The sequence below is a fragment of the Streptomyces sp. C10-9-1 genome, from assembly GCF_024497955.1.
Taxonomy (GTDB): Bacteria; Actinomycetota; Actinomycetes; order Streptomycetales; family Streptomycetaceae; genus Streptomyces; species Streptomyces sanyensis.
This window is the reverse complement of the sequence record NZ_JANHKP010000014.1, coordinates 24024-47352: the sequence shown is the minus strand read 5'-3', so window position 1 is coordinate 47352 and position 23329 is coordinate 24024. Positions and strand designations below refer to the sequence as shown.

18 protein-coding genes and 1 pseudogene are annotated in these 23329 nt (G+C 73.3%); 9 read left to right on the top strand and 10 right to left on the bottom strand.

Annotated elements, in window-relative coordinates:
- Positions 1-5 precede the first annotated feature (5 nt).
- Positions 6-1208 carry a dipeptidase gene (locus tag NPS70_RS20475; RefSeq protein WP_256525805.1) on the top strand — a complete coding sequence of 401 codons (1203 nt, stop codon included), beginning with the start codon at positions 6-8 and terminating at the stop codon, positions 1206-1208.
- A gap of 83 nt (positions 1209-1291) precedes the next feature.
- Here the strand turns inward: NPS70_RS20475 and NPS70_RS20470 are convergent, their stop codons facing one another.
- Complete coding sequence (locus tag NPS70_RS20470; RefSeq protein WP_256525804.1) at positions 1292-1651, bottom strand: VOC family protein; 360 nt, start codon at positions 1649-1651, stop codon at positions 1292-1294.
- Between the two features lie 91 nt (positions 1652-1742).
- Between NPS70_RS20470 and NPS70_RS20465 the strand changes: the two genes are divergently transcribed.
- Positions 1743-2321, top strand: coding sequence for a CGNR zinc finger domain-containing protein (locus NPS70_RS20465; RefSeq protein WP_256525803.1), 579 nt, complete (start codon positions 1743-1745; stop codon positions 2319-2321).
- Between the two features lie 137 nt (positions 2322-2458).
- Here NPS70_RS20465 and NPS70_RS20460 read toward each other — a convergent pair whose 3' ends face one another.
- Entirely contained in the window at positions 2459-3796 is a 1338-nt protein-coding gene (locus NPS70_RS20460) for a UDP-glucose/GDP-mannose dehydrogenase family protein (protein ID WP_256525802.1), read from the bottom strand.
- Between the two features lie 253 nt (positions 3797-4049).
- Here NPS70_RS20460 and NPS70_RS20455 point away from each other — a divergent pair, with 253 nt between their 5' ends.
- Complete coding sequence (locus tag NPS70_RS20455; RefSeq protein ID WP_256525801.1) at positions 4050-5207, top strand: acyl-CoA dehydrogenase; 1158 nt, start codon at positions 4050-4052, stop codon at positions 5205-5207.
- A gap of 223 nt (positions 5208-5430) precedes the next feature.
- Here the strand turns inward: NPS70_RS20455 and NPS70_RS20450 are convergent, their stop codons facing one another.
- Positions 5431-6117: a TetR/AcrR family transcriptional regulator gene (locus NPS70_RS20450; RefSeq protein ID WP_256525800.1), complete on the bottom strand. Its 687-nt coding sequence runs from the start codon at positions 6115-6117 to the stop codon at positions 5431-5433.
- Between the two features lie 92 nt (positions 6118-6209).
- On the opposite strand from NPS70_RS20450, the gene NPS70_RS20445 reads away from it, so the two are divergent.
- Complete coding sequence (locus tag NPS70_RS20445) at positions 6210-6917, top strand: NAD(P)-dependent oxidoreductase (RefSeq protein ID WP_256525799.1); 708 nt, start codon at positions 6210-6212, stop codon at positions 6915-6917.
- 226 nt (positions 6918-7143) lie between these two features.
- On the opposite strand, the pseudogene NPS70_RS20440 reads toward NPS70_RS20445, so the two are convergent.
- Positions 7144-7662 (bottom strand): annotated as a pseudogene (locus tag NPS70_RS20440) (hypothetical protein); the annotation flags it as partial.
- 297 nt (positions 7663-7959) lie between these two features.
- Here NPS70_RS20440 and NPS70_RS20435 point away from each other — a divergent pair.
- A complete protein-coding gene (locus NPS70_RS20435; protein WP_256525798.1) occupies positions 7960-9111 on the top strand; it encodes an alpha/beta hydrolase family protein in 1152 nt (383 codons plus the stop codon).
- A 138-nt stretch (positions 9112-9249) separates the two neighbouring features.
- Complete coding sequence (locus NPS70_RS20430) at positions 9250-10308, top strand: RICIN domain-containing protein (RefSeq protein WP_256525797.1); 1059 nt, start codon at positions 9250-9252, stop codon at positions 10306-10308.
- A gap of 280 nt (positions 10309-10588) precedes the next feature.
- On the opposite strand, the gene NPS70_RS20425 is transcribed toward NPS70_RS20430, so the two are convergent.
- Positions 10589-11890, bottom strand: coding sequence for an LCP family protein (locus tag NPS70_RS20425; RefSeq protein ID WP_256525796.1), 1302 nt, complete (start codon positions 11888-11890; stop codon positions 10589-10591).
- 119 nt (positions 11891-12009) lie between these two features.
- Between NPS70_RS20425 and NPS70_RS20420 the strand changes: the two genes are divergently transcribed.
- Positions 12010-12558: an acyl-CoA thioesterase gene (locus NPS70_RS20420; RefSeq protein WP_256525795.1), complete on the top strand. Its 549-nt coding sequence runs from the start codon at positions 12010-12012 to the stop codon at positions 12556-12558.
- A gap of 67 nt (positions 12559-12625) precedes the next feature.
- Here the strand turns inward: NPS70_RS20420 and NPS70_RS20415 are convergent, their stop codons facing one another.
- Positions 12626-13990 carry an LCP family protein gene (locus tag NPS70_RS20415; RefSeq protein WP_256525794.1) on the bottom strand — a complete coding sequence of 455 codons (1365 nt, stop codon included), beginning with the start codon at positions 13988-13990 and terminating at the stop codon, positions 12626-12628.
- A 227-nt stretch (positions 13991-14217) separates the two neighbouring features.
- Here NPS70_RS20415 and NPS70_RS20410 point away from each other — a divergent pair, with 227 nt between their 5' ends.
- A complete protein-coding gene (locus NPS70_RS20410) occupies positions 14218-15231 on the top strand; it encodes a glycosyltransferase family 2 protein (RefSeq protein WP_256525793.1) in 1014 nt (337 codons plus the stop codon).
- 115 nt (positions 15232-15346) lie between these two features.
- On the opposite strand, the gene NPS70_RS20405 is transcribed toward NPS70_RS20410, so the two are convergent.
- The 4 genes from NPS70_RS20405 to NPS70_RS20390 form a co-directional block, all read right to left on the bottom strand.
- Positions 15347-17041 carry an LCP family protein gene (locus tag NPS70_RS20405; RefSeq protein WP_374212033.1) on the bottom strand — a complete coding sequence of 565 codons (1695 nt, stop codon included), beginning with the start codon at positions 17039-17041 and terminating at the stop codon, positions 15347-15349.
- 97 nt (positions 17042-17138) lie between these two features.
- Entirely contained in the window at positions 17139-18944 is a 1806-nt protein-coding gene (locus NPS70_RS20400; RefSeq protein ID WP_256525792.1) for an LCP family protein, read from the bottom strand.
- A 219-nt stretch (positions 18945-19163) separates the two neighbouring features.
- Positions 19164-20492, bottom strand: coding sequence for an LCP family protein (locus NPS70_RS20395; RefSeq protein ID WP_256525791.1), 1329 nt, complete (start codon positions 20490-20492; stop codon positions 19164-19166).
- A gap of 280 nt (positions 20493-20772) precedes the next feature.
- The gene (locus NPS70_RS20390) at positions 20773-21528 is read right to left on the bottom strand and encodes a TIGR03089 family protein (RefSeq protein WP_256525790.1); all 756 of its coding nucleotides are present in this window, start codon (positions 21526-21528) and stop codon (positions 20773-20775) included.
- Between the two features lie 128 nt (positions 21529-21656).
- Between NPS70_RS20390 and NPS70_RS20385 the strand changes: the two genes are divergently transcribed.
- Positions 21657-23150, top strand: coding sequence for a peptidoglycan recognition protein (locus tag NPS70_RS20385; protein ID WP_256525789.1), 1494 nt, complete (start codon positions 21657-21659; stop codon positions 23148-23150).
- The last annotated feature ends 179 nt before the right edge of the window (positions 23151-23329 follow it).

Sequence of the window (23329 nt, the reverse complement as noted above, 5' to 3'; positions counted from 1 at the left end):
CCCGAATGACGACCCCCACGGACCACCTGACCCGGGCGCGCGAGCTGCTCGCCGCCCATCCCGTCGTGGACGGGCACAACGACCTGCCCTGGGCGCTGCGCCAGCAGGTCCGCTACGACCTGGACCGCCTGGACGTCGCGGCGGACCAGCGGGGCCGGCTGCACACCGACATCCCCCGGCTGCGCGCGGGCGGTGTCGGCGCGCAGTTCTGGTCGGTGTACGTCCGCAGCGACCTCTCCGGCGACGAGGCGGTCAGCGCCACGCTGGAGCAGGTCGACGCGGTCGGGCAGCTGCTGGCCCGCTACCCGGCGGACCTGGCCCGGGCCCTGACCGCCGACGACATGGAGGCCGCCCGGGCCGAGGGCCGGATCGCCTCCCTGATGGGGGCGGAGGGCGGCCACTCCATCAACAACTCGCTGGCCACCCTGCGCGCCCTCCACACCCTGGGCGTGCGGTACATGACGCTCACCCACAACGACAACACCGCCTGGGCGGACTCGGCCACCGACGCCCCCGGGGTCGGGGGCCTCAGCGCCTTCGGACGCGAGGTGGTGCGCGAGATGAACCGCCTCGGCATGCTGGTCGACCTCTCGCACGTCGCGGCGAGCACCATGCGCGACGCGCTGGCCGCCTCGGCAGCGCCGGTGATCTTCTCGCACTCCTCGGCGCGGGCCGTCTGCGACCATCCGCGCAACATCCCCGACGACGTGCTGGCGCTGCTCCCGGCCAACGGGGGCGTGGCCATGGCCACCTTCGTGCCGAAGTTCATCCTGCCCGCGGCCGTCGACTGGACCCGCGCAGCGGACGAGAACATGCGGGAGCACGGACTCCACCCCCTGGACACGACGCCGGTGGCGATGAAGGTCCACGAGGAGTTCGAGGCCGCCCACCCCCGCCCGCTCGCCACCGCGGCCACGGTGGCCGACCACCTGGACCACATGCGTGCGGTCGCCGGTGTCGACCACATCGGCATCGGCGGGGACTACGACGGCACCGCCTTCACGCCGGCCGGGCTGGACGATGTCTCCGGCTACCCGAACCTGGTCGCCGAGCTGCTGCGCCGCGGCTGGTCCGAGGCCGATCTGGCCAAGCTGACCTGGCAGAACGCCGTCCGGGTGCTCCGTGCGGCCGAGGACGTGGCCCGCGGGCTCACCGCCGAGCGGGGTCCGTCCAACGCGACGATCGAGCAGCTCGACGGGGTCGGCTGAGGCGCCGGGGCGGCGAGCTGGAAGGGGGTGCGCGGCGATGCCGCGCACCCCCTTCTCCGGCTCCGCCCGCGGTGGTGCGCCGCTCAGGCCGCGCAGAGGCAGAACGGATGGCCCGCCGGGTCGGCGTAGACCCGGAAGCCGGGGGAGCCGTCGGCCGCGTCGAGCACCGTGGCGCCCAGGGCCAGCACCTGCTCCTCCGCCGTGTCCATGTCCTCCACCAGCACGTCCAGGTGGAACTGCTGCGAGCGCTCCGGCGAGGGCCACTTCGGCGGCATGTGCCCGGGAGCGGCCTGGAAGGCCAGCGGGGCGGTACCGCCCTTGAGGTCCACCCAGCCGTTCCCGCCGTCCTCGACCTCGCCGCCGAGCAGCTCGGCGTAGAACCGCGCGAGGGCGACCGGGTCCGGACAGTCCAGGACGACGGACCCCAGCCTGGCAATGCTCATACCTGCTCCTCCTCCGTTCGGTGTTACCTGTTGATAGCTTCAACGGGTAACCGTTACTGCATGCTGCCTCATCGGCGGTAACGTCGCAACCATGAACGAGCGGAATTCCGCGCCCGGCGGCCTCGCCCTCATCGAGGCCCTGGTGAACACACTGGACGTCGAGACCGGTGCGGACGCCCTGGACACCCCGCGGAACCGCGAGCGCTTCGGCTTCGCCGCGGAGGAGGCCGAGGACGTCCGCGTCCTGCGTGAGGCCCTGCGCGCCGCCTGCCTCGCCCACGCCGGCCACGGGAGCGCGACGGCACTCGGCCCGCTCCTCGCCGAGACCCCCCTTCAGGTCGCCGTCGGCCCCGGGGGAGAAGCCGTGCTGCGCCCGGCCGGGGCGCCGACGCTGACCGCCAGGGTCGCCGAGGCCATCGCGGCGGGGGCGGCGGACGGCACCTGGCAACGCCTCAAGGCGTGCGAGGCGGAGGACTGCCGCTGGGCCTACTACGACCGCAGCCCGGCCGCCCGCAGGCGCTGGTGCTCGATGTCCGTGTGCGGGGCCCGCACCAAGATGCGCACCTACCGCGCACGCAGGGCGGCGCCGGGGCGGCCCGGCGGGGCGGGCGCCTCCGGTGCGGCGGGGGGTGCCGACCCGGGCACGGGGGGCGCCCAGGGGCCTGTCTGACGCATCCCCTCGGGGCCGCGGCGCCGCCTCCGGCGACGGGGCCGCAGCCGCGGGCGGTCCGCCCGGCGCGGCCCGTCGCCCGGGCGGGGTGCCGGCCGGCCGCGGCGCCTTTCCGGGGGCGCGGGCCGGGAGGCCGCTCAGGCCCGGGGGCGGCCCATCGCCCGGTACGTCCAGCCCGCCGCGCGCCAGGCCTCCCCGTCCAGCGCGTTGCGCCCGTCCAGGATGATCCGGCCGGACACGGCCTCGCCCAGCACCGCCGGGTCCAGCTCGCGGAACTCGCGCCACTCGGTGAGGTGCAGCACGACATCGGCGCCCCGCACCGCCTCCTGAGCCGAGTCCGCGTAGGCGAGCGTCGGGAACAGGCGCCGGGCGTTGTCGTTGCCCTTGGGGTCGTAGACGGTCACCTGCCCGCCCTGGAGCTGGATCTGGCCCGCGACGTTCAGCGCCGGCGAGTCCCGGACGTCGTCGGAGTCCGGCTTGAAGGTCGCGCCCAGCACCGCGACCCGCTTGCCCAGGAACGAGCCCCCGCCGACGGCCTCGCGCGCCAGCTCCACCATGTGGCCGCGTCGGCGCATGTTGACGGAGTCCACCTCGCGCAGGAAGGTGAGCGCCTGGTCGGCGCCCAGCTCGCCCGCCCGCGCCATGAAGGCGCGGATGTCCTTCGGCAGGCAGCCGCCGCCGAAGCCGACGCCCGCCCGCAGGAACTTCCGCCCGATCCGCTCGTCGTGCCCTATGGCCTCGGCCAGCTTCACCACGTCGCCGCCCGCCGCCTCGCAGACCTCGGCCATGGCGTTGATGAAGGAGATCTTGGTCGCCAGGAAGGAGTTGGCCGCCGTCTTGACCAGCTCGGCGGTGGGGTAGTCGGTCACCACGAAGGGCGAGCCCTCGGCGACGGGCGTGGCGTACACCTCGCGCAGCAGCTTCTCGGCGTGCGTGCTGCGGACGCCGACCACGATCCGGTCCGGGTGGAGGGTGTCGTCGACGGCGAAGCCCTCCCGCAGGAACTCCGGGTTCCAGGCGAGTTCCACATCGCCGGGGGACTGCTCCTCCAGCACCCGGGCCAGCCGCTCGGCGCTGCCCACCGGCACGGTGGACTTGCCGACCACCAGTGCCGGGCCGTGCAGGTGCGGGGCGAGCGAGGCGAAGGCCGCGTCCACGAAGCTCATGTCGCAGGCGTACTCACCGTGCTTCTGCGGCGTGTTCACGCACACGAAGTGGACGTCGCCGAAGGCGCCGACCTCCTCCCAGGAGGTCGTGAACCGCAGGCGGCCGGTGGAGCCCTCGGCCCCGGCGACATGCCGCCGCAGCAGGTCCTCCAGGCCGGGCTCGTACATCGGCACCCGGCCGGAGGAGAGCAGTTCGATCTTCTCGGGCACCACGTCCAGGCCCAGGACCTCGAATCCGAGCTCCGCCATGGCCGCCGCGTGGGTGGCCCCCAGGTAGCCGGTGCCGATCACGGTGATCTTGAGGGCCATGCGTGCTCCAGTAACGATGCGGGCGGGTGCGCCCCGGCGGTGCGGCCGGGTGCGCGCCCGAGCATATCCGCGCTCCGGACGGCGGCCCACGACCCACCCGCCCGCCCGCCCGGCCGGGACGCGGCGGCGCTTCCGAAGGCCCCGCGGCCGCCCCGTGCGGCCGCTGTCGCCAAGCTCACCTATGCCCCGAGCGCCGGTGCCGTCTAAAATTGGGTTACTTAACGGTAGTTAGCAGCTTGGGGAGTGAGAGACCTTGGCAGGATCGGCCGACTTCGATCTGTACCGCCCGTCCGAAGAGCACGACATGCTCCGCGAGACGGTCCGCTCCCTGGCCGAGGCGAAGATCGCGCCCCATGCCGCGGCCGTGGACGAGGAGGCCCGCTTCCCGCAGGAGGCCCTGGACGCCCTCGTCACCTCCGACCTGCACGCCGTCCATGTGCCGGAGACCTACGGCGGCGCGGGTGCCGACGCCCTCGCCACCGTGATCGTCATCGAGGAGGTCGCCCGGGTCTGCGCGTCCTCCTCCCTGATCCCGGCCGTCAACAAGCTGGGCTCGCTCCCGGTGATCCTCTCCGGCTCCGAGGCCCTCAAGGCCAGGTACATGACGCCGCTCGCCAAGGGCGACGCCATGTTCTCCTACTGCCTCTCCGAGCCGGACGCGGGCTCCGACGCGGCGGGCATGAAGACCAAGGCCGTGCGTGACGGCGACCACTACGTCCTGAACGGCGTGAAGCGCTGGATCACCAACGCGGGCGTCTCCGAGTTCTACACGGTCATGGCCGTCACCGACCCGGACAAGCGCTCCAAGGGCATCTCGGCCTTCGTCGTCGAGAAGGGCGACGAGGGCGTGTCCTTCGGGGCTCCGGAGCGGAAGCTCGGCATCAAGGGCTCCCCGACCCGCGAGGTCTACCTCGACAACGTCCGCATTCCCGCCGACCGCATGATCGGCGAGGAGGGCACGGGCTTCGCGACGGCGATGAAGACCCTGGACCACACCCGCATCACCATCGCGGCCCAGGCGCTCGGCATCGCCCAGGGCGCCCTCGACTACGCCAAGGGCTACGTCCAGGAGCGCAAGCAGTTCGGCAAGCCGATCGCCGACTTCCAGGGCGTCCAGTTCATGCTCGCGGACATGGCCATGAAGATCGAGGCGGCACGTCAGCTCACCTACGCGGCGGCGGCCAAGTCCGAGCGGGGTGACTCCGACCTCACCTTCCAGGGCGCCGCGGCCAAGTGCTTCGCCTCCGACGTGGCCATGGAGGTCACCACCGACGCGGTCCAGCTCCTGGGCGGCTACGGCTACACCCGCGACTACCCGGTGGAGCGCATGATGCGCGACGCCAAGATCACGCAGATCTACGAGGGCACGAACCAGGTCCAGCGGATCGTGATGGCGAGGAACCTGCCGTAGCAGGGTTCTTGCAGTCGGACACGGCCGGGAAGCGGCCGCCAACCGGCGCCCACGACGACAGCCCCCGGCGTCACGCCGGGGGCTGTCGTCGTGGGCGCCGTGCTGCGGGTCGGCCGGCCCGCCGCCTCGTTCCCGGGCTCCGGCCCGCCGCAACCGGCGCTCCGGTCCCGGTCGAGCCCGCAGGGTGGCGCGGGTGGCGCGGCCCCCGGTCGCGGGTGCCGGTTCAGGCGCTCCCCGGCTCGTCCGGGTGGAGGGCGTCGAGGATCAGGGCGAGGCCGAAGGTGAACTCGTCCCCGTAGGAGTAGCCGGGCTTCAGGGCGTGCTCGGTGGCCAGTTCGGTGAGGTGCGGGTAGGTGTCGGCGGGCATCTCGCGGAGGATCCCGCTCGCGACGTCGTCCAGCTCGTCCGGGTTCGTGAACGGCAGGCTCAGCTCCTGCATCACGAAGCCGTACAGGTAGCTGTCCACCAGTGAGACGGCGTGCGCCGCCATGGGGACCGAGAAGCCCCCGGCGCGCAGGGTGCCGAGGACGGCGTCGTGGTGCCGCAGCGTCGCGGGGCCGGGGCGGCTGCGGGAGTCCATGAGGCCGACGGCCCAGGGGTGCCGTCGCAGCGCCGCGCGCGCGGAGTCCGTCCGGTGGCGCAGGGCGCTCTTCCAGTCCGTGTCGCGCGGTGGCAGGTCGATCTCCTCGAACACGGCGTCCACCATGCCGTCGAGGATGTCGTCCCTTCCGGCGACGTGGTGGTAGAGCGACATCGCCTCGACCCCCAGCGGCGCCGCGACGGCCCGCATGGTGAGGGCCGCGGAGCCCTTCTCGTCCGCCACCGCGACCGCCGCGCGGATCACCCGCTCGCGGCTGAGCGGGGTGCGGGTGGACGCCTTGCGGCGACCGCCTTTCCCTCCCTCGGGCATGCGCCCTCCCTCTTCGCTTCCTTGACTGCCTTACGCCATAAGGCTACCTTGCCTTACAAGGTAAGGTTGCTGTACCGGTGAGGGGCTGTGTCATGGACGCGAATCGTGTGAAGAAGGTCTGCATCGTCGGAGCTTCGGGGAAGCTCGGGCAGTACATGGTCCAGCACGCGCTGGACCGCGGCTACGAGGTCGTCGGCGTGTGCCGGGAGAAGAGCGTGCCGAAGCTCGCCGCGTTCGAGGGCCGGATGACCGTCGTCCCCGGTGACACGAACGACCCCGAGGTCATCCGCCGGGCGGTCGAGGGCTGCGACGGGGTCCTGACCGTGCTCGTCCCCTGGGGGGTGCGCCAGTACTCCTCCGGGACGGCCCAGGCGGTGCTCGACCACGCGCGCCCCGGCGCGCGGCTGGTGTTCTCCTGCGGCTGGCATATCACGCGCGACGGCAAGGACCACTACTCGCGCCTCTTCCGTGCCGGGGTCCGCGCCTCCGCCTGGGTCGGCAAGGCGCTCCGGCTGGTCGAGATCGACGACCAGGTGGAGGCGTGCGACCGGGTGTTCGCCAGCGACACCCGGTGGACCGTGGTGCGCGGCAGCTCCCTGGAGGAGGGCGAGAGCCAGGGGCTCCCGGTCTGGAGCCGGCACGTGGGGGACCCGGTACTGGCCAGCGATCTGACGCGCCGTGTGGACTTCGCGCTGTTCATGGTGGAGGCGCTCACCGACGACTCGCTCGTCCGGGAGGCCCCGGCGATCGTCGGCCGCTTCGCCCCCAGCGCCGTGGCCCACGCGCGCGAGCGCGCGTAGGTCGCGGTGGTGGCCGGTCGGCCCGGCGCGCCCCCGGCGGGCGGGGCGCTCCGCGAGGGCGGGTCGCCCGCGCCCGGACGCTGTGTGCAGGGGCCCTCCCTGGGCGACCTGCTCGCGCTGGTCGGCGCGGGTGTCTGGGGCGGGTGGGCCGTCGGGACACGGGCGGAGGGGGGCCGGGGCGCTCCGCGGGGAGCACGCCGGGCGGTGCCGGCCTGCGGGGCGGGCGCTACTCCTCCGTGAAGACGTCCTCCGAGGAGTCGGCGGTCATGGCACGGGTGAGCCAGGTGCGCAGGGTCTCGGCGTCGCGGCAGGCGTCGATGCGTTCGCGGGCCTCGGGAGTGAGGCGGACCCCGCGCAGTTCCAGGACGGTCAGGAGACTTTCCGCGCGGCCTTCCACGCGGCCCTCCGCGCGGCCTTCCACGCGGCCTTCGTCGCGGATCTCTTCGGAGAGGGGGGAGGTGTAGAAGGAGAGGTCCACGGCCACCAGGTTCCTCCACTGCTCTGCGGCCGGGCGGTTGCCCAGGCCCTGTGCGGTCAGTTCGACGATGGGTTCGACGATGCCCTCCGGAGCGTCCCGGAGAGCGGCGGACAGCGTTTTCAGTATGGCACCGATGGCCGGATCGCCGGCGTGCGTGATGGCGGAGAGCGTGGCGAGCGCGAGGTCCTTGCGGGCCTCCGCCACGTCCCGGATGACCGGAATGTTGTGCGGACCGGCGACGAGCGGCCGCGAGGTGAGGGACGGCCAGGAACGGTGTCAGCTCACCCTTGCGGGTGGTGCGGGCCCGACCGAGGTGGGGCGCCTCCGCCGCTCCGTCGAGCGAGAGGAAGAAGTGCGCGACGATCCTTCGTGCGGCTGGTCTCCCGTGGTGTGAGGGCCCGGCCGCCCGCTTCGCGGGGCGCTTCGCAGGGGTGGGCGGTTCGGGGGACCTGGATTCGCCGCCGTCGTGCGCGGGTGGGTGTGCGTCAGGGGCCCGACCGGTGAAGCGGAAAGTTTTCTAGAAATCGCCTCTACAAAGTCATCCGTCGGCTCCACACTCGGACCATGGCATCCCGAACCCGGACCACGGCCCCCGGACAGGCCGCACCCACCGGAGCGTTACGACGCCGCGCGGCCGCCCTGCTAGCCGGGTCGCTGCGGCGCGCGGGGACCGCGGCTTCGGCACTGACGCTCGCCGCCGTACCGCTGCTGGGCGCGTCACCCCCTTCCGCCGCGGCGGACCCGCCCGAGCTGCACGACGGCTTCGGACTCACCCAGACCGCCCCCGCGACGGGCACCGACACCAACTTCGTGATCACCGTGACCACCCCGGAGGTCGCCGGTGAGCACCGCATCAGGATCCTGCTGCCGGAGGGCTACGCCGACGCACCCGAACGGCGCTACCCCGTCCTGTACTTCCTGCACGGAGCGTCCGACGACCCCGGCAACCCCGCGTTGGCCTACCCGGCGCTGACCGCGGCGCGTTCGATGATCACCGTGATCCCGGACGGCGGCCGCCGCGGCTGGTACGCGGACTGGCGGGACCAGGACACCGCCGCGGGCGCGCAGCGCTGGGAGACCTTCCACGTCGAGCAGGTCCTCCCGTTCGTCGACGCCAACCTCCGGACCGTGCGGGAGCGGGGCAAGCGCGCCGTCGCCGGGATCTCGATGGGCGGCTTCGGCGCCCTGCACTACGCCCAGCGCCACCCCGGACTCTTCGGCCATGTGGCCACCTTCTCCGGGGCGAACGAACTCTCGCGCGGCCACGCCGTCATCCGGGCCGCGGTCGTCGCCACGCTCACCAACGTGGGCGCACCGCTGTGCGGGGGGAGTTCCTGGCCCACCTGCGGGCACGACTTCGGGCCGGCGGTCTCCAGCGACGCCCTCTTCGGGTCCCCGTACCCGGTCCTCGGCGCGGACCGGTTGTGGAACGAGGCCGACCCCATCGCCCACATGGACCGGCTGGCCGACACCGGCATCGCCGTCTACGCCGGTGACGGCCGCGGCGACCCGGGCGAGATGGAGTTCTGGGGCGCCTCGGCCGCGCAGCACACCAAGGAACGCCTGGACGCGCTCGGCATCCCGCTGCACTACGTGGCCTACGGCGACGGAACGGGCTGGGGCGAGCACTGCGACGGCGGCCACAACACCGGCTGCTGGGCGCAGGACCTCGTGGACTACGTCCCCCGGCTGGAGGCGGAGTTCGCCGCCGGCTGAGCGGCGCGCACCCCGGCCGAGCAGAGACCACGCACGACGCGAAACCGCGTACCGACCCGAGAGGAAGGCCCCTCAGTGACACCTCGCCCGTTCCCTGCCGGACCCCGCACCGCAGCGCCCGCGGCCGGCTTACGCGCCGTGCCCCGCCTGCTCGCCGCCGCCCTGGCGGTCTGCGGCGTCGTCCTCGGGCTGCTGGCCGTCCCGGCCGCCGCCGCCCCGCCCGCCGAGGAGGCCCCGGCCGCGGCATCCGCCTGCTCGCCGCCGCTGGCCTGCATCCCGCTCACCTCCGTCAGCAACGGCCGCAACCTCGACGTGCAGAACGGCTCCACCGGCGACGGAGCCTTCATCGTCACCAACTCCGCGCCCGGCTACCACCAGTCGTGGACCCTGAGGGTCGATCCGGTGGAGTCCACCTTCGCCATCGCCAACGACGCGACCGGAAAGTGCATCACCCTCGGCTGGCCCGCCCTGCGGCAGCAGACCTGCCGCAACCAGGCCGGCCAGAAGTGGTACTTCCAGCCGGTCGCCGGATCGCACGAGGCCTTCATGATCCGCAACCAGAGCGACGGTTCCTGCCTCGACCTCGTCGCCGACGCCCAGTACGACGACGCCTGGACCGGCCGGTCCACCTGCCACGGGCGTCCCAACCAGCGCTGGTCGACCACCTCGCCCGCCGCCTTCGACCTCGCCGTCGACCGCGGCGCCCGGATGTGCCAGCAGAACCCGTCGAGCTGCTCGTGGAGCGTGCGGCACGAGGCACCGGCCGCACCCCTGCCGACGGTGTGCGCCTCCCCGGTCTGGTTCAACAACACCGCCTCCACCGCCCAGCAGACCTTCTCCGTGACCGAGACGACCGGCTGGTCCAGCTCCATCGGGACCACGCTGTCCTCCAGCCTCACCGCGGGCACGGCCCCCGCCCTCCAGGCGACGGTGGGCACCCAGCTGACCTTCAGCAACGTCTGGCAGGGCTCCAGCTCGGTCGGCAACGGCATCCAGGTCTCCGTGCCCCCGTCCCAGTACGGATGGGTCACCCTGTCGCTGCTCGCCCGCCAGGTCACCGGCACCTGGACCTTCGACGCCCAGGGCTTCCCCTGGCAGGCCGAGGACACCGTCACCGTGCCGGTGAAGGACGCCCCGGGCGGCGGCGCCACCGTCTACAGCGCCAACACCGCACCGGAGTTCACCTCCTGCTCCTGACGGGCGCGCCCGCGCCACGGAACGCGGCGCACGCGCCGTGCCCCGGCGATCCGGAAGGGATCGCCGGGGCACGGCGCGCGGTGGGAGGCTCCCTCACCGGGAGCGGCGGAAGGTCACATGGCCGCCGTCGCCGTGGCTGACGAACTGCCCGGACTGGAAGACCAGGACCCGGTAGCGGCACACAGCCCGCCACAGCCCGGGCACGCAGGAGTACGTCCGGGCCGTCACCGAGGCCGGGGCGGAGGTGCGGACCCAGGGCGGGCCCCTGGCGGCGGCCCCGTCAGTTCTCGGTGACGGTGACCTTCTCGTCGTTGCGGATCTGCTCCACCAGCTGTTGCACCTTCTCCTTGTCCCAGACGAGGTTCCCGCCGCGGCTACCGGAGATCGGCATGTTCATGGAGGTGCCGTCACCGCCCGTGACGCCCTTCATGGCGAAGAACATCTCCCCCAGGTCGAACAGGGACATGTCCTTGTCGACGATCAGGGTGTCCAGGCCCGCGCCCATCACGGGGTAGATCCTGAACGGGTTGAGGATCGTGCCCGGGGTCGCGGCCTGGCCGGCCAGGGCCGACAGGAACTTCTGCTGGTTCTTCGTCCGCGCCAGGTCCGACTCGGCGAAGGCGTACCGGGTGCGGACGAAGGCGAGGGCCTGTTCCCCGTCGAGAGTCTGGCGCCCGGCTTCGAAGTCCGCGCCGGAGTTCTTGTCCGTGAAGCCCTTCTCGATGTCCATCTCGACACCGCCGAGCGCGTCGACGATGCCCGCGAAGCCCGCGAAGCCGATCTCCGCGTAGTGGTCGATCCGCAGGCCGGTGTTGTGCTCCACGGTGCGCACCAGCAGTTCGGGGCCGTCCTCGGCGTAGGCGGCGTTCAGCTTCACCCGGCGGCCGGTGCCCTGGAAGGTCTTGCCCGACTCGGAGCCCACGAAGGTCGGTATCTCCACGTCGGAGTCCCGGGGCAGGGAGATCATGGTGTTCCCGCTGCCGCAGGCGGCGAGGACCATCATCGAGTCGGTGCGCTTGCCCTCGGCGGAGCCGGTGTGCAGCTTCTTCCTCTCCTCGGCGGACAGTCCCTCGCGGCTGTCCGAGCCCACGATCAGGTACGTGGTGCAGTCGCCCTCCGCGGGCCGCTCGATGACCTTGGAGAGGTCCACCTCCCGGCGGACCTTGGAGTCCGCCCAGAGATAGGTCCCGACGGTCGTGCCGAGCACGGCCACCAGCGCGACGATCGAACCGATCTTGATCCGCCGCCGCCAGTCCGGAGGCGGGCCGGGCCGCCGGGAGGGGTCGCCGCCCTGCGGCGGGACCCGCCCGCCGCCCGACGGCGTCCCGTAGACCTGGCCCGTGTTGTAGCCGCTGTCGTAGCCCTCCCGGGCGCGTCCGCGCTGCTGCGGGGGCACCGACGGCTGCGGCGGCTCCGACGGGCGGGGCGGCGGGGCGGGCCGCTGGACGTGGCGCATCACACGGGCGCTCTCGGGCTGGGCGCCGGCGCTGCCGCGCCCGTAGCCGCGGCCGTCGCCGCCGCCGTCGTCGGTCCATCCGCCCCCGGCGTCACCGCGGCGGGGGCCCCCATGCCAGTCAGTCATGCGCAACAGTGTGCCGCCGGGCCGGTCCGCGCCGACAGAGTGGGTGATGGATCACACCGGGCCTGTAGCGAAGCTGATGCAATGCGGACCACCTCGTGTCCCGGCATAGGGTGGACGGCATGACAGATCAGGCCCAGCGCCCGGACAGCGGCATTCCGGGCAAGCCGACCTCGGCGTCCCGCACCACCCTCAGCCACATCATGACCGGCAACGACACCAACCTCCTCGGCACGGTGCACGGCGGCGTGATCATGAAGCTGGTGGACGACGCGGCCGGGGCCGTCGCGGGCCGCCACTCGGGAGGCCCCGCCGTCACGGCCTCCATGGACGAGATGGTCTTCCTGGAGCCCGTCCGGGTCGGTGACCTGGTCCACGTCAAGGCGCAGGTCAACTGGACGGGGCGGTCCTCCATGGAGGTCGGCGTCCGGGTGATGGCCGAACGCTGGAACGAGTCGACGCCCGCGACCCAGGTCGGCTCGGCCTACCTGGTCTTCGCCGCCGTCGACGCGGACGGCAAGCCGCGTCCGGTACCGCCCGTGGTCCCGGAGACGGAGCGTGACCGCAGGCGCTACCAGGAGGCGCAGATCCGGCGCACCCACCGCCTGGCGCGGCGCCGGGCCATCAAGGAGCTGCGCGAGAAGCGCATCGCGGAGGGCATGGACGCCTGAGCGGCACCGGGAGCGCGCCGAGGACGGTCCGGGGCCCGCGCGCCGGGAGGCCGTCCGCCGCCCCGGCTCAGGGGCAGACCACCTGGTCGCCGGTCACCGCCCCGAACTCGCCCCGCCGCCGCTCCTCGGCGCGCACCGGGGTCACCCCGTCGAAGTCCTCCCCCGCCATCACCTTCATCGTCGGCCCCTGGCCCTTGGCGGCCCGCAGTTCGCAGCCGCCCAGTGCGGTCCGGAGCGACTTCGCCGAGCGGTCCCAGCGCGGGTCGTAACTGATGTAGGTGCGCTCGACCGAGCCGTCGCCACCGTTCCGCGGGGTCCGCGTGGTGTCGAACCCGGTGGCCCGCAGCGCCTCGTCGACGCGGTGGCCCAGCCCGTCGGTGCGGGTGCCGTTGTAGACCTGCACGCGGATCCGCTGCGGGGCGACGTCCACGGGCGTGGCGGCGGGGGCCTTCGGACGCGGCGGGGTCAGCGGCTTGTCCTCGCGCAGCAGCCGGAACAGCTTCTCGGCCTTCTTCTCGTCCCACTTCACCGTGGAGCCGATGCCCTTGACCGGGTGGCTCACGTCGCCGACGGGCACCGAGGTGAACTCCGAGGAGGCGGCGGAGAAGCCGCGCATGGCCCGCCCCAGGGCGAGCATCTGCTCGGTGCCGAAGTCCTTGTCGGCCCTGACCGAGTCGAGCACCGTCGAGGCCACCGAGCGCAGCTTGACGGGGTTGAGCAGTACGCCGGTGCTGCTCGCCTGGTGGATGAGGGCCGCCATGAACCGCTGCTGGCGCTGCATCCGCCCGAGGTCCGCCGCACCGTCCACATGCCGCGAGCGCACGTACTGAAGGGCCTCGCCGCCGCCCAGCCGATGGGAGCCGACCGGCAGGTCGAGCCCGGTGTGGGAGTCCTTCATCGGGCGGGTGGTGCAGATCTCCACCCCGCCGACGGTGTCCACGGTGCGCATGAAACTGGTGAAGTCGACCTCCAGGTAGTGGTCGATCTTCACCCCGGTCATGTGCTCCACGGTGCGCACCGTCAGGGCCGGCCCGCCCTCGGAGTAGGCGGCGTTCAGCTTCACCGGGTGCGCCTTGTGCCGCTCGCCGGTGGTGGCGTCCGTGTGCTGCGGGATCTCCGCGTAGCTGTCCCGGGGCAGGCTCACCACACTGGCGCGGTCCCGTTCGGCCGAGAGGTGCACGAGCATGATGGTGTCGGTGCAGTGGCAGCCGGCGCCGCCGAGCCGGTACTTCCGCTTCTCCTCGGCGGTGATCTTCTCCCGCCCGTCGGTGCCGACGAGCAGGAGGTTCGTCCCCCGCCCGCCGTCCGGCCGGTTCTTCATGTCGCGGAACGGGTCGACGCGCTCGATGCCGCTCTCCAGGCCCGTCACCACCGCGTGGCCGATGCCCCCGATCCCCAGCACCAGGACCGACAGCGAGGTCACCACGCGCATGCCCCAGCGGGGGCGGTCGGCCCCGGGCGCCCGCCGCACGGGCCGGGCCGCCGGGCGCCGTCCGGGCCGCCGCTGCGGGACGGGGGCCGGGCGGCGGGGGCGGCGGGGCGGTGGGGGCACGGGACACCTCCGCGGGCGACAGGGGAACCCGAGCACCGTAGGCCCATACGATCAGCGCCATCGGCCGCCGCGCCGCCGCATCCCCCGTTCGCGGTAACGTGGCGGCGATGAACGCCACGCCCCCTGTCTCCGTGATCATGCCGGTCCTCAACGAGGAGCGGCATCTGCGCAACGCGGTCCGCCACATCCTCGCCCAGGAGTACGCAGGCGAGATGGAGGTGGTGATCGCCCTCGGGCCGTCCACGGACCGCACCGACGAGATCGCCGCCGAGCTCGTGCGCGAGGACCCCCGCGTGCACACCGTGCCGAATCCCACCGGCCGCACCCCGGCCGCGCTGAACGCCGCGATCAAGGCCTCGCGCCACCCGATCGTGGTGCGGGTGGACGGCCACGGGATGCTGTCGCCGAACTACATCGCCACCGCGGTGCGGCTGCTGGAGGAGACGGGCGCGCAGAACGTCGGCGGCATCATGCACGCCGAGGGCGAGAACGCCTGGGAGGACGCCGTCGCCGCGGCCATGACCTCCCGGATCGGCGTCGGCAACGCGGCCTTCCACACCGGTGGCGCGGCCGGCCCGGCGGAGACGGTGTACCTGGGCGTGTTCCGCCGCGAGGCACTGGAGCAGCAGGGCGGGTACAACGTGGAGTTCATCCGCGCCCAGGACTGGGAGCTCAACTTCCGCATCCGCGAGGCCGGCGGGCTGATCTGGTTCTCGCCGGAGCTGAAGGTGCAGTACCGCCCGCGGCCCTCGGTGCGGGCACTGGCCAGGCAGTACAAGGACTACGGGCGCTGGCGCCATGTGGTCGCCCGCTACCACCAGGGCTCCATCAACCTGCGCTACCTGGCGCCGCCGGCCGCCGTGTGCGCCATCGCCGCGGGCCTCGTGGCGGGGGTGGCGCTGACGCCGTGGGCGCTGGTGGTGCCCGGCGGCTATCTCGCGGCCATCGCCGCCGGCTCCGTCCCCGCGGGCCGGGGGCTGCCCCTGAAGGCCCGTCTCCGGATCCCGGTGGCGCTGGCCACGATGCACATGTCCTGGGGGTACGGCTTCCTCACCAGCCCCCGTTCGCTGGCCCGGAAGGTCATCGCGAGCCGCCGTCCCGCCGGGGCGGTCACCGCCTGACCCCGCCCCGCGCACCGCACACGGACGGCGCGGGCCCGCGTCCCCCACCGCTTCCGTGGGGCGCGGGCCCGCGCCGTCGTGCTCCCGGTACCCGGGCGCCGTCCGGGCCGCCTCGTCAGAAGCGGTACGGCGCGTAGACGTCCATGCAGGCGCCCTCGTCGTCGCCCATGACGGTCTCCGTGTTCTCCGGAGGGCCGGACACCGGGTCCGCCTTCGGGAAGGTGTCCCCGGTGCGCCAGTCGGCGCCGACGATCAGGGTCACCCCCGAGACCTCGGTCGACTTGCGCACCGCACTGCCGGGGACGTCGAGCGCCGCGGCGATCGCCCGGGCGTCGCCCTCCAGGTCGGCGCTGGGGAAGAGCACCTGGGTGCGGCGCTCGGCCTCCGGCGTCCGGTCGGTCCGCGCCCCGGTGAAGCCCCTGCCGTCGAGTGCCGCGGCGACGGCCGTGGCCCTGCCCAGGACCGCCGCCTCGCCGGCCCCGGTCCCGTTGCGCACCATCACGCCGATGTCGGCGGGCGCCGCGGCAGGGTCCTCGGACGCGGTGGCCGCGGGTGCGGGACCGCCCGCGCCCGCCTTGCCGTCGAGCGGGAGGTCCTCGCGCAGCATCTCCCACAGGCGGTCCGCCTCCCCGGGAGCGGGCAGGACGTGCGCAGCGGGGTTCGCGGGGTCGGGCACGCGCGGCATGGTCAGCATCGCGATGCGGTCGGTCGGCACGTCCTTGAGCGTCATACCGAGGTCGAACAGCTTCTTGACCGTGCCGATCTCCCGGGAGACCGTGAGTGACTCGGTCGCGGTCTCGGCCAGGTCCATCAGGTGCCCGGTGTCGGTGAAGGCGTTCTGGTCCTTGAGCTTGCGGATCACCGAGTTCATGTACATGTGCTGCGCCTTGGAGCGCCCGATGTCGCTCTCGAAGGCGTGGCGGGTCCGCAGCCACTGGAGGGCCTGCTCGCCCTGGACGGGCCAGGTGCCCTTCTCCAGGCGCAGCCCCGAGCCGCCCGGGACGTTGGGCTTCGGGCCGTCGTAGACGTTGTCCTTCACGCACACCTCGGCACCGCCGATCGCGTCGGCCATCGCCACGACGCCGGCGAAGTCCACCATCAGCCAGTGGTCGACGTAGACGCCGGTGAGCTCCTGCCAGGTGGCGAGGGTGCATCCGGGCCCGCCGCGGCCGAGGGTGGTGTTGATCAGGCCCCGTGTCGCCGCGTACTCGTCCCCGCTCACGGGGTCGGTGCACCGGGGGATGTCGACCTTGGTGTCCCGGGGGACGGAGACCACCGAGGCGTTCCTGCGGTCGGCGGAGACGTGCAGCAGCATCTGCACGTCCGCCAGCGGCTTGGCGCCCACGCTCTCCTTCGAGCCGCCGAGCTTCAGGTTGGCGTCGGAGTTCCGGCTGTCCGAGCCGATCAGCAGGATGTTCAGCGGCACCTGGCCCGCGGCGTTGGGGGTTGCCTTGCGGACGTCGGAGTCGGCGGAACTCCGCTCGCCCTTGCGGATGTTGCCGTTCAGATGCGCGTAGTACGCGTAGCCGGCGCCGGCGGTGCCGAGGATCAGCACCGACACCGACACGGCCACCCAGCGGCCTATGCGCCGTTTGCCGCGTCTGGCGCGGCTGCGTGTTCCGCGCCGCCGTGGACCGGACTCCGCCGGGGGCCGGTCCGCGTCGGGCGCGTCCTGCTCGGCCTCCGGTGCCCTGCGGGCACCCGGGACCCGGGGGGTCCCGACGTCGTGCGGCTCCCGGTCCCTGCCGGAACCGCCCGAATGCGGTCCGCGTTGCCGCGTCCCCTCCTCGCGCACCCTGCTCTGTCCCACCCTCAGCCCCCTGTAACCGGGCCCCCCTGTGAGCCCGTCCGTGTTCCTGCTCGCCCGGCCGGCCTCCTCGCGGGCCGGGCGGAAGCGCGTCGCGCCGCTACTCGGCGCAGACCGCCTTGTCGGCCTGGACCTGGGACACGTCCTCCGGCAGCTTCGCCGGGCCGGTGAGGGGCACCCCCGCGCCCCTGAAGTCGGGTCCCAGCGTCAGCGTCATCGCCTGCAGCCCCTCGGCGTCCGTCGTGCCCTGCACGAGCGCGGCGGCCGGCAGGCCCATCAGGTCCGCCAGCTTGCGTGCCTGGTCGGCCTGGTTCGGCGCGTACTCCAGCCGGGTGGCCGGTACCTTCGCCGGTGCGTTGCCCTTGTTGGTGGACTTCAGCACGCCCTCGGAGTTCTGCAGCCACTCCAGGGTCTTCTGCGCGGCACCCGTGGGGCCGCCGCCGTTGAGGACGTCCACGCGGACGTCCGCGGCCTCGGCCCGCGCACCGTCCAGCGGGCCGGGCTTCGCGGCCTTCGCCGCCTTCTGCTTCTGCTCGACCTCGGTGAGTGAGACGTCGTTCTTCACCATGGAGAAGAGGGGTTCCGCCTTGGACGTGTCGAGCACGACCGTGGCCTTGACGGTCTCCGCCGGGTTGTCGAGCACCGGCACGGTGGCGAAGGTCAGGTTCTTCATGTCGAACTTGCCCAGTTCCAGACCCAGGTCGCGCAGCTTCATGATGTCGTCGATCTTGGAGTCGACGGTGAGCGCCTTGGTGCCCGCCTCGGCCAGCTTGACCAGCTTGGTGGGGCTGGTGAGCGTGTCGTCGGACTTGAGCTTGCGCATCAGCGCGCTGAGGAACTGCTGCTGGATCTTGATCCGGTCCAGGTCTCCGCCGAAGCCGACCGAGTGCCGGGTGCGGACGAAGGCCAGTGCGTCCTCCCCCTCGATGACGTGCTCTCCCGCGGCCAGCTTCAGATGGGACTTCGGGTCGTCGATGTCCTTGGCCAGGCAGATGGGCACGCCGCCCACGGCCGAACTCAGCGTCTTCACCGCGTTGAAGTCGGCCACCATGAAGTGGTCCAGGGGGATGCCGGTCAACTCGGTGACCGTGCGCATCGTGCAGCTCGCCGTACGGCCCGACTGGCCCAGACTGGTGTTGAAGCGGGTGTTCGACTCGCCGGGGATGACCTTGGTGGTGCCGTCCTCCTGCGTGGTCGGGCAGTCGGGGATGTCCGTGATCAGGTCGCGCGGGATGCTCAGCGCGGTGGCGTTGGTGCGGTCCTTGGACACGTGCAGCAGCACGGTGGTGTCCGCGTGCCCCGGGCTGTCGTTGTCGCCGTACCCCTGGTTGCCGTCACCGGTCCGCTTGTCCGTCCCGATCACCAGGATGTTGATCGCGCGGTCCTTGCTGAAGCCCCCGGTGCCCGCACCGTCGTCGGCGACGGACGTGATGTTGGAGTTCAGGTGCCGGTAGTAGAGGTAGCCCGCGGTGGCCGTGGCGACCATCAGCAGCGCCAGGGCGGCTCCGAGCCACCCCAGCACGCGCTTCTTCCGCGGCTTCGGCGGCCTGCGTTTGCGGCGCCCGGCTCCCGGCGGCACCCGGTCGCCCGCGCCCCCGGCCGCCCGGCGGCTCCGCTGGCCGGGGACCTCCGCCGGGCGGTCGCCCGGGCCCTGCCGGGAAGCGCTCTCCCGGGTGCCCCGAGGGGCCTGGGACGGAGTCCTGCCCCGGGTGGCGGTGCCCTGCGGGCCGCCGCCCGGGGCGGCGTTCCTCGCTGTTCTCCTTGCGTCCGCGGTCCCGCTGGAGGAAGCTGGTGACTGCGCACCGGAACGGTCCAGTCGCAGCTCGTAGTCACCCGTCTGCGGGTTCAGCACCCACTGGTCGGCGGGGTCGATCTCGTCCGCCTGTCCACGGTTCTGCGCATCCACGGTTGCTTGAGTCCTCCGTCGGGTGCCACGCGGGCGCCTCCCCCTACAGGCGCTCGGTCCTTCGATCCACTGGTGCGCGACGCGGTCGGGAGCACCGGGTCGCGTCACAGTATCCGCCCTGCTCAGCGTCGGGCGACGACCGTGACAAATTCCTCACGTCTTACAACCGGGCAATTCGCGCAATCCGCTTGAGCTGTGGGTGTGTGCTTGGCCATGGCTTTACCCGCACATGCCCTCGGCCGCGGTGGTGCCCGAGAACGTGGGATCCGGCGAGGGGGGCCGGCCCGTCGCCTGCTCCCGCTCTTTCTCCTCCTTCGGCACGACGGTGACCGGCGCGTCCTCGCGCAGCCGCTCGAAGAGCTCGCTCGCCTCCGGCTCGACCAACTCGTCACGGTTCGGGTCGAGGTGGTAGGGCTGGCGAGGGACTGTCAGGAACTGCACCTTTTCGCTGGGGACGCTGCGAATCGACCGGGTCAGGTCGTACAGCTCCTTCAGGGAGTCGAGACCCGGGTCGGTGGTGAGGGACCCGGTGGCCGCGTCCAGGACCGGGTAGAGCCGCGCCGGGTTCAGCAGCACGCCGTTGCTCTGCACCTTGTTCACCAGAGCGCCGAGGAACTGCTGCTGGCGCTCCATCCGTTCGGTGTCGCTGCCGTTCCCGAGGGTCTTGCGCGCGCGGACGTAGCCGAGCGCCTCCTCCCCGTCGAGCGTCTGGCGGCCCGCGGGCAGTTCGAGGCGGGCCGCCCGGTCGTCGATCGGCTCCTCCAGGCACACCTCGACGCCGCCCACGGCGTCCACCATGTCCTTGAACCCGCGGAAGTCCACGACCATGTGGTGGTCGATGCGGATTCCGGTGAAGCGTTCCACCGTGCGGATGGTGCAGGCCGCCCCGCCGAACTGGAAGGCCCAGTTGAACTGCGCCACCTGCTCGCGTGTCCGCGTGCCGTCGGGCTTGCCGCAACTGGGGATGGTGACCATCAGGTCGCGCGGCACGGACATCGCGGTCGCGCTCTGCCGGTCGGCGGAGATGTGGAGCAGGATCGTGGTGTCGGACCGCTGGCTGCCCGCCTCGTCCTTGCCGTAGCGGTCGTTCCCCTCGCCCTCGCGCGTGTCGGACCCGAGGAGCAGGATGTTCCGGGCCCCGGTCTGGGCGGGCGTGGGGCGCTCCCGCTCGTAGACCTCCAGCTCGTGGGCGGTGGAGGTGTCGGTGGTGATGTTGGCGTCCAGCTTCCGGTAGAACCACCAGCCCGCGCCGGCGGCCGCGAGCACCACGATCGAGGTGCCGAACGCGGCCCATCGCAGCCAGTACCGCGACCGGCCGCTGGGGCCGGGTCCCCCGGGGTGCGCGTCGCCGGGCACGGTGTCCCCGGGGCCGCCGCCGGACCCCCCGGCGTCCTCTTCCCCGCCGTCCCGCGCCTTCGCCGCGTCCCCGGCGCCCGGGGCGGCGGGGCGCTCGCGGTCGGCCCCCGGGTCCGCGGCCCCGGCGGAGGCGTCGGGGTCCTCCTGCGGGCCCGCGTTCCCGTCTCCGGGCGTGCCAGCCTTGTCCGTCACGTGTGGGTCCATCCTTCATGGCATCGGCAGCGAGCTGGGCCGCCAGTCGCCCGTCTAGACGGCCGAGCCCGGCGCTTGGTTGTGCGGTGAAGCACGCTTGTCGCCGATCATCCACCGGAGTTGAGTTCCGGCCCGGGAGGCCCGGGCCGGGCATGCGCCACTTGGGGGGTGTCCGGCCCCGATTCGCCCGGCACCCCGCCGGCGGAGACCGGCGGCCCTCCCCGTGCCGGGGGCCGGGGCGTGCGCGCCCGCGCCGCGCACGGCCCGGGCGCGCGGACGCTCAGCGGGCGGTGTGCGTGACGCGCTCGCTGTCGACCCGCTGCGCCAGGGCGCCGTCCGGCAGCTCGCCGAGGTTCCGGCACAGGACGACCGACGCCCCCGCGGCCAGCGGCGCGTACAGCCCGGCCGACAGGCCCTCCCACCCGTCCCAGGCGAGCCCCGACAGCAGCCGTGAGCCCGTCGTGAGTCCCCTCTGTGCCGCGTCCTCGCGTGCCCGGTCCACCAGTTCGGCCCCGCTCAGCTCCCCGGAGCCGCCGAGCGCCAGCGCCGGGGCGTCCGCGTCCACCGGCGCGAAGGGGGCGAAGACGTCGCCCTGGCCGGGCACCTCCACCGCGTAGTCGGCGTAGCCCTCGGGCGGAGTGGGGAACCTGCGGCCGAGCGGTGCCAGGGACAGCGCGACGCGCTCCCCCCGGCAGGCCCGCCCCGCGTCGAACCGCCCCGGGCCCGCCACCACGTGGTCCGCGGCGGCCGGGTCGCCGCCGACGTCGGCGACCACGCCCACCGAGGCGCAGGCCAGCAGCCACACGGCGGTCTGCCAGTGCTGGGGCAGCAGCAGGGCGACCCGCTCGCCCGGCTCGGCGGCGAGGTCTCCCTGGAGGAGGTTGGCGGTCTTGGCCACCCAATTGGCGAAGGTGGCGACGGACAGTTCGACCCGCTCACCGGTGGCATCGTCGTAGAAAGTGACCAAGGGGCGTGCCGGGTCCGCGGCCAGCGCGGATCGCAGCAGGTCGGCCGGGGTGCGATCGCTGGAGTTCACCCGCGCAAGGGTACGCGCGCCGCGCCCGGGGAGTGCGGCCGCGGATGCCGGGTAGCCCGGTCGGCCGGACGGGGCGCGACCGGATTCCCGAAAGGCGATCAACGGACGCCCCTTCGACGATTCGAGCCATGCGTGGATACCTCGTTTCATCGATCAGCGCGGCCTGCGCGGCAGCGCTCGTGCTCCCGCTCTCCCTCACCGCCGGCGCGGCGACGGGGGCGGACCCCGAGCGGGAGATCCCCGGGACCACCCGCTCCCTGCCCCTGGAGCCCCTCGGGCCCGCGGCCACGGACCGCTCGTTCGGCGCGGTCGTGCAGGGGCTGCCCCGCCGGGACGTCGCCCCCTTCTCCCTCCTCGGCCTCGTCTGGGAGGACGCCGCGGCCGAACTGGAGGGCACCGTCGAGGTCCGCACCCGCTCGCTTGCGGACGGCACCTGGTCGGCCTGGCAGCGGGTCGAGACCCACAACGCCGACCACGCCGCGGACCCCGGCACCGAGGAGAGCGCGGCGGGCCGCGTACGCGGTTCCACCGCCCCGCTGTGGGTGGGGCCATCGGACGGCGTCGAGGTGCGCGTGAAGCGCGCGGACGGCGGCAGCCGGCCCCTCCCCGAGGGCCTGCGCCTGGACCTCGTGGACCCGGGGGACGGACCCGGGTCCGATCCGGCCCCGGCGGCCGGGGACCGCGCGCGCGGCGGCGGAGACGGCGAGGCGGACACCGGGGCGGACGGCACCGACCCGGGTGGCGCCGGGGGCACCGGCACCGAAGAGGACGGCACCGAAGAGGACGGCACCGAAGGGGACAGCACCGAAGGGGACAGCACCGAAGGGGACGGCACCGAAGGGGACGGCACCGAAGGGGACGAGGACGGCACGGGTACGACGGCCTCCGGCCCCGGCACGGGCACCCCCGCCACCCCGGCCCCCGGCACGGTCCTGCCCGCGCTCGACCGGGACGACACCGAGGCCGCCGCCGCGGCGGGCGGCACGCTCGGCTTCGACGCGGCCGCCGCCCAGCCCCACATCGGGCCCCGGCCCGCGATCGTCATCCGCAAGGGCTGGGGCGCCGACGAGTCGCTCCGCGAGAAGACCTTCGTCTACACGAGCACCGTGAAGGCCGCCTTCGTCCACCACAGCGCCACGGGCAACAACTACACGTGTCAGCAGGCACCCTCCGTCCTGCGCAGTATCTACCGCTACCACACGGTGAGCAGCGGCTGGCGGGACATCGGCTACAACTTCGCCATCGACAAGTGCGGAAACATCTACGAAGGCCGTGCGGGAGGCGTGGCCCGGCCGGTCCTCGGTGCGCACACGCTCGGTTTCAACACCAACAGCACCGGAATCGCCGTGCTCGGCACGTACAGTTCCTCCAATCCGCCGCAGGCCGCGGTCACCGCAGTCGCCCAACTGACCGCGTGGAAGCTCGGCCTGCACGGAGTCGATCCGAAGGGCAGCGTGACCCTGGTCTCGGGAGGGAGCGGCAAGTACGCCAAGGGTGCGAAGGCCACCCTCAACACCATCGCCGGGCACCGCGACGGCTTCGCCACCGACTGCCCGGGCAGCCGCCTCTACGGCCAACTCGGCACGATCCGCACGGCGTCGGCCGCGCTGCAGGGGCGCTGACCGGACCTGCCGGGGCGGCGGGCGGGTGCCACCGCGCACACGCTCCCCCGGGCCGTCCCGCCGCCTCCGGCGGATCGGCGCACGGCGCCCGCGGCGGTGCCCGCACGCCGGAGAGCCGTCCTCGTACCGCGCGTACGCGGGCGATCCGGCACCCGCGAGGCACCCGCGGCCTCCGTCGC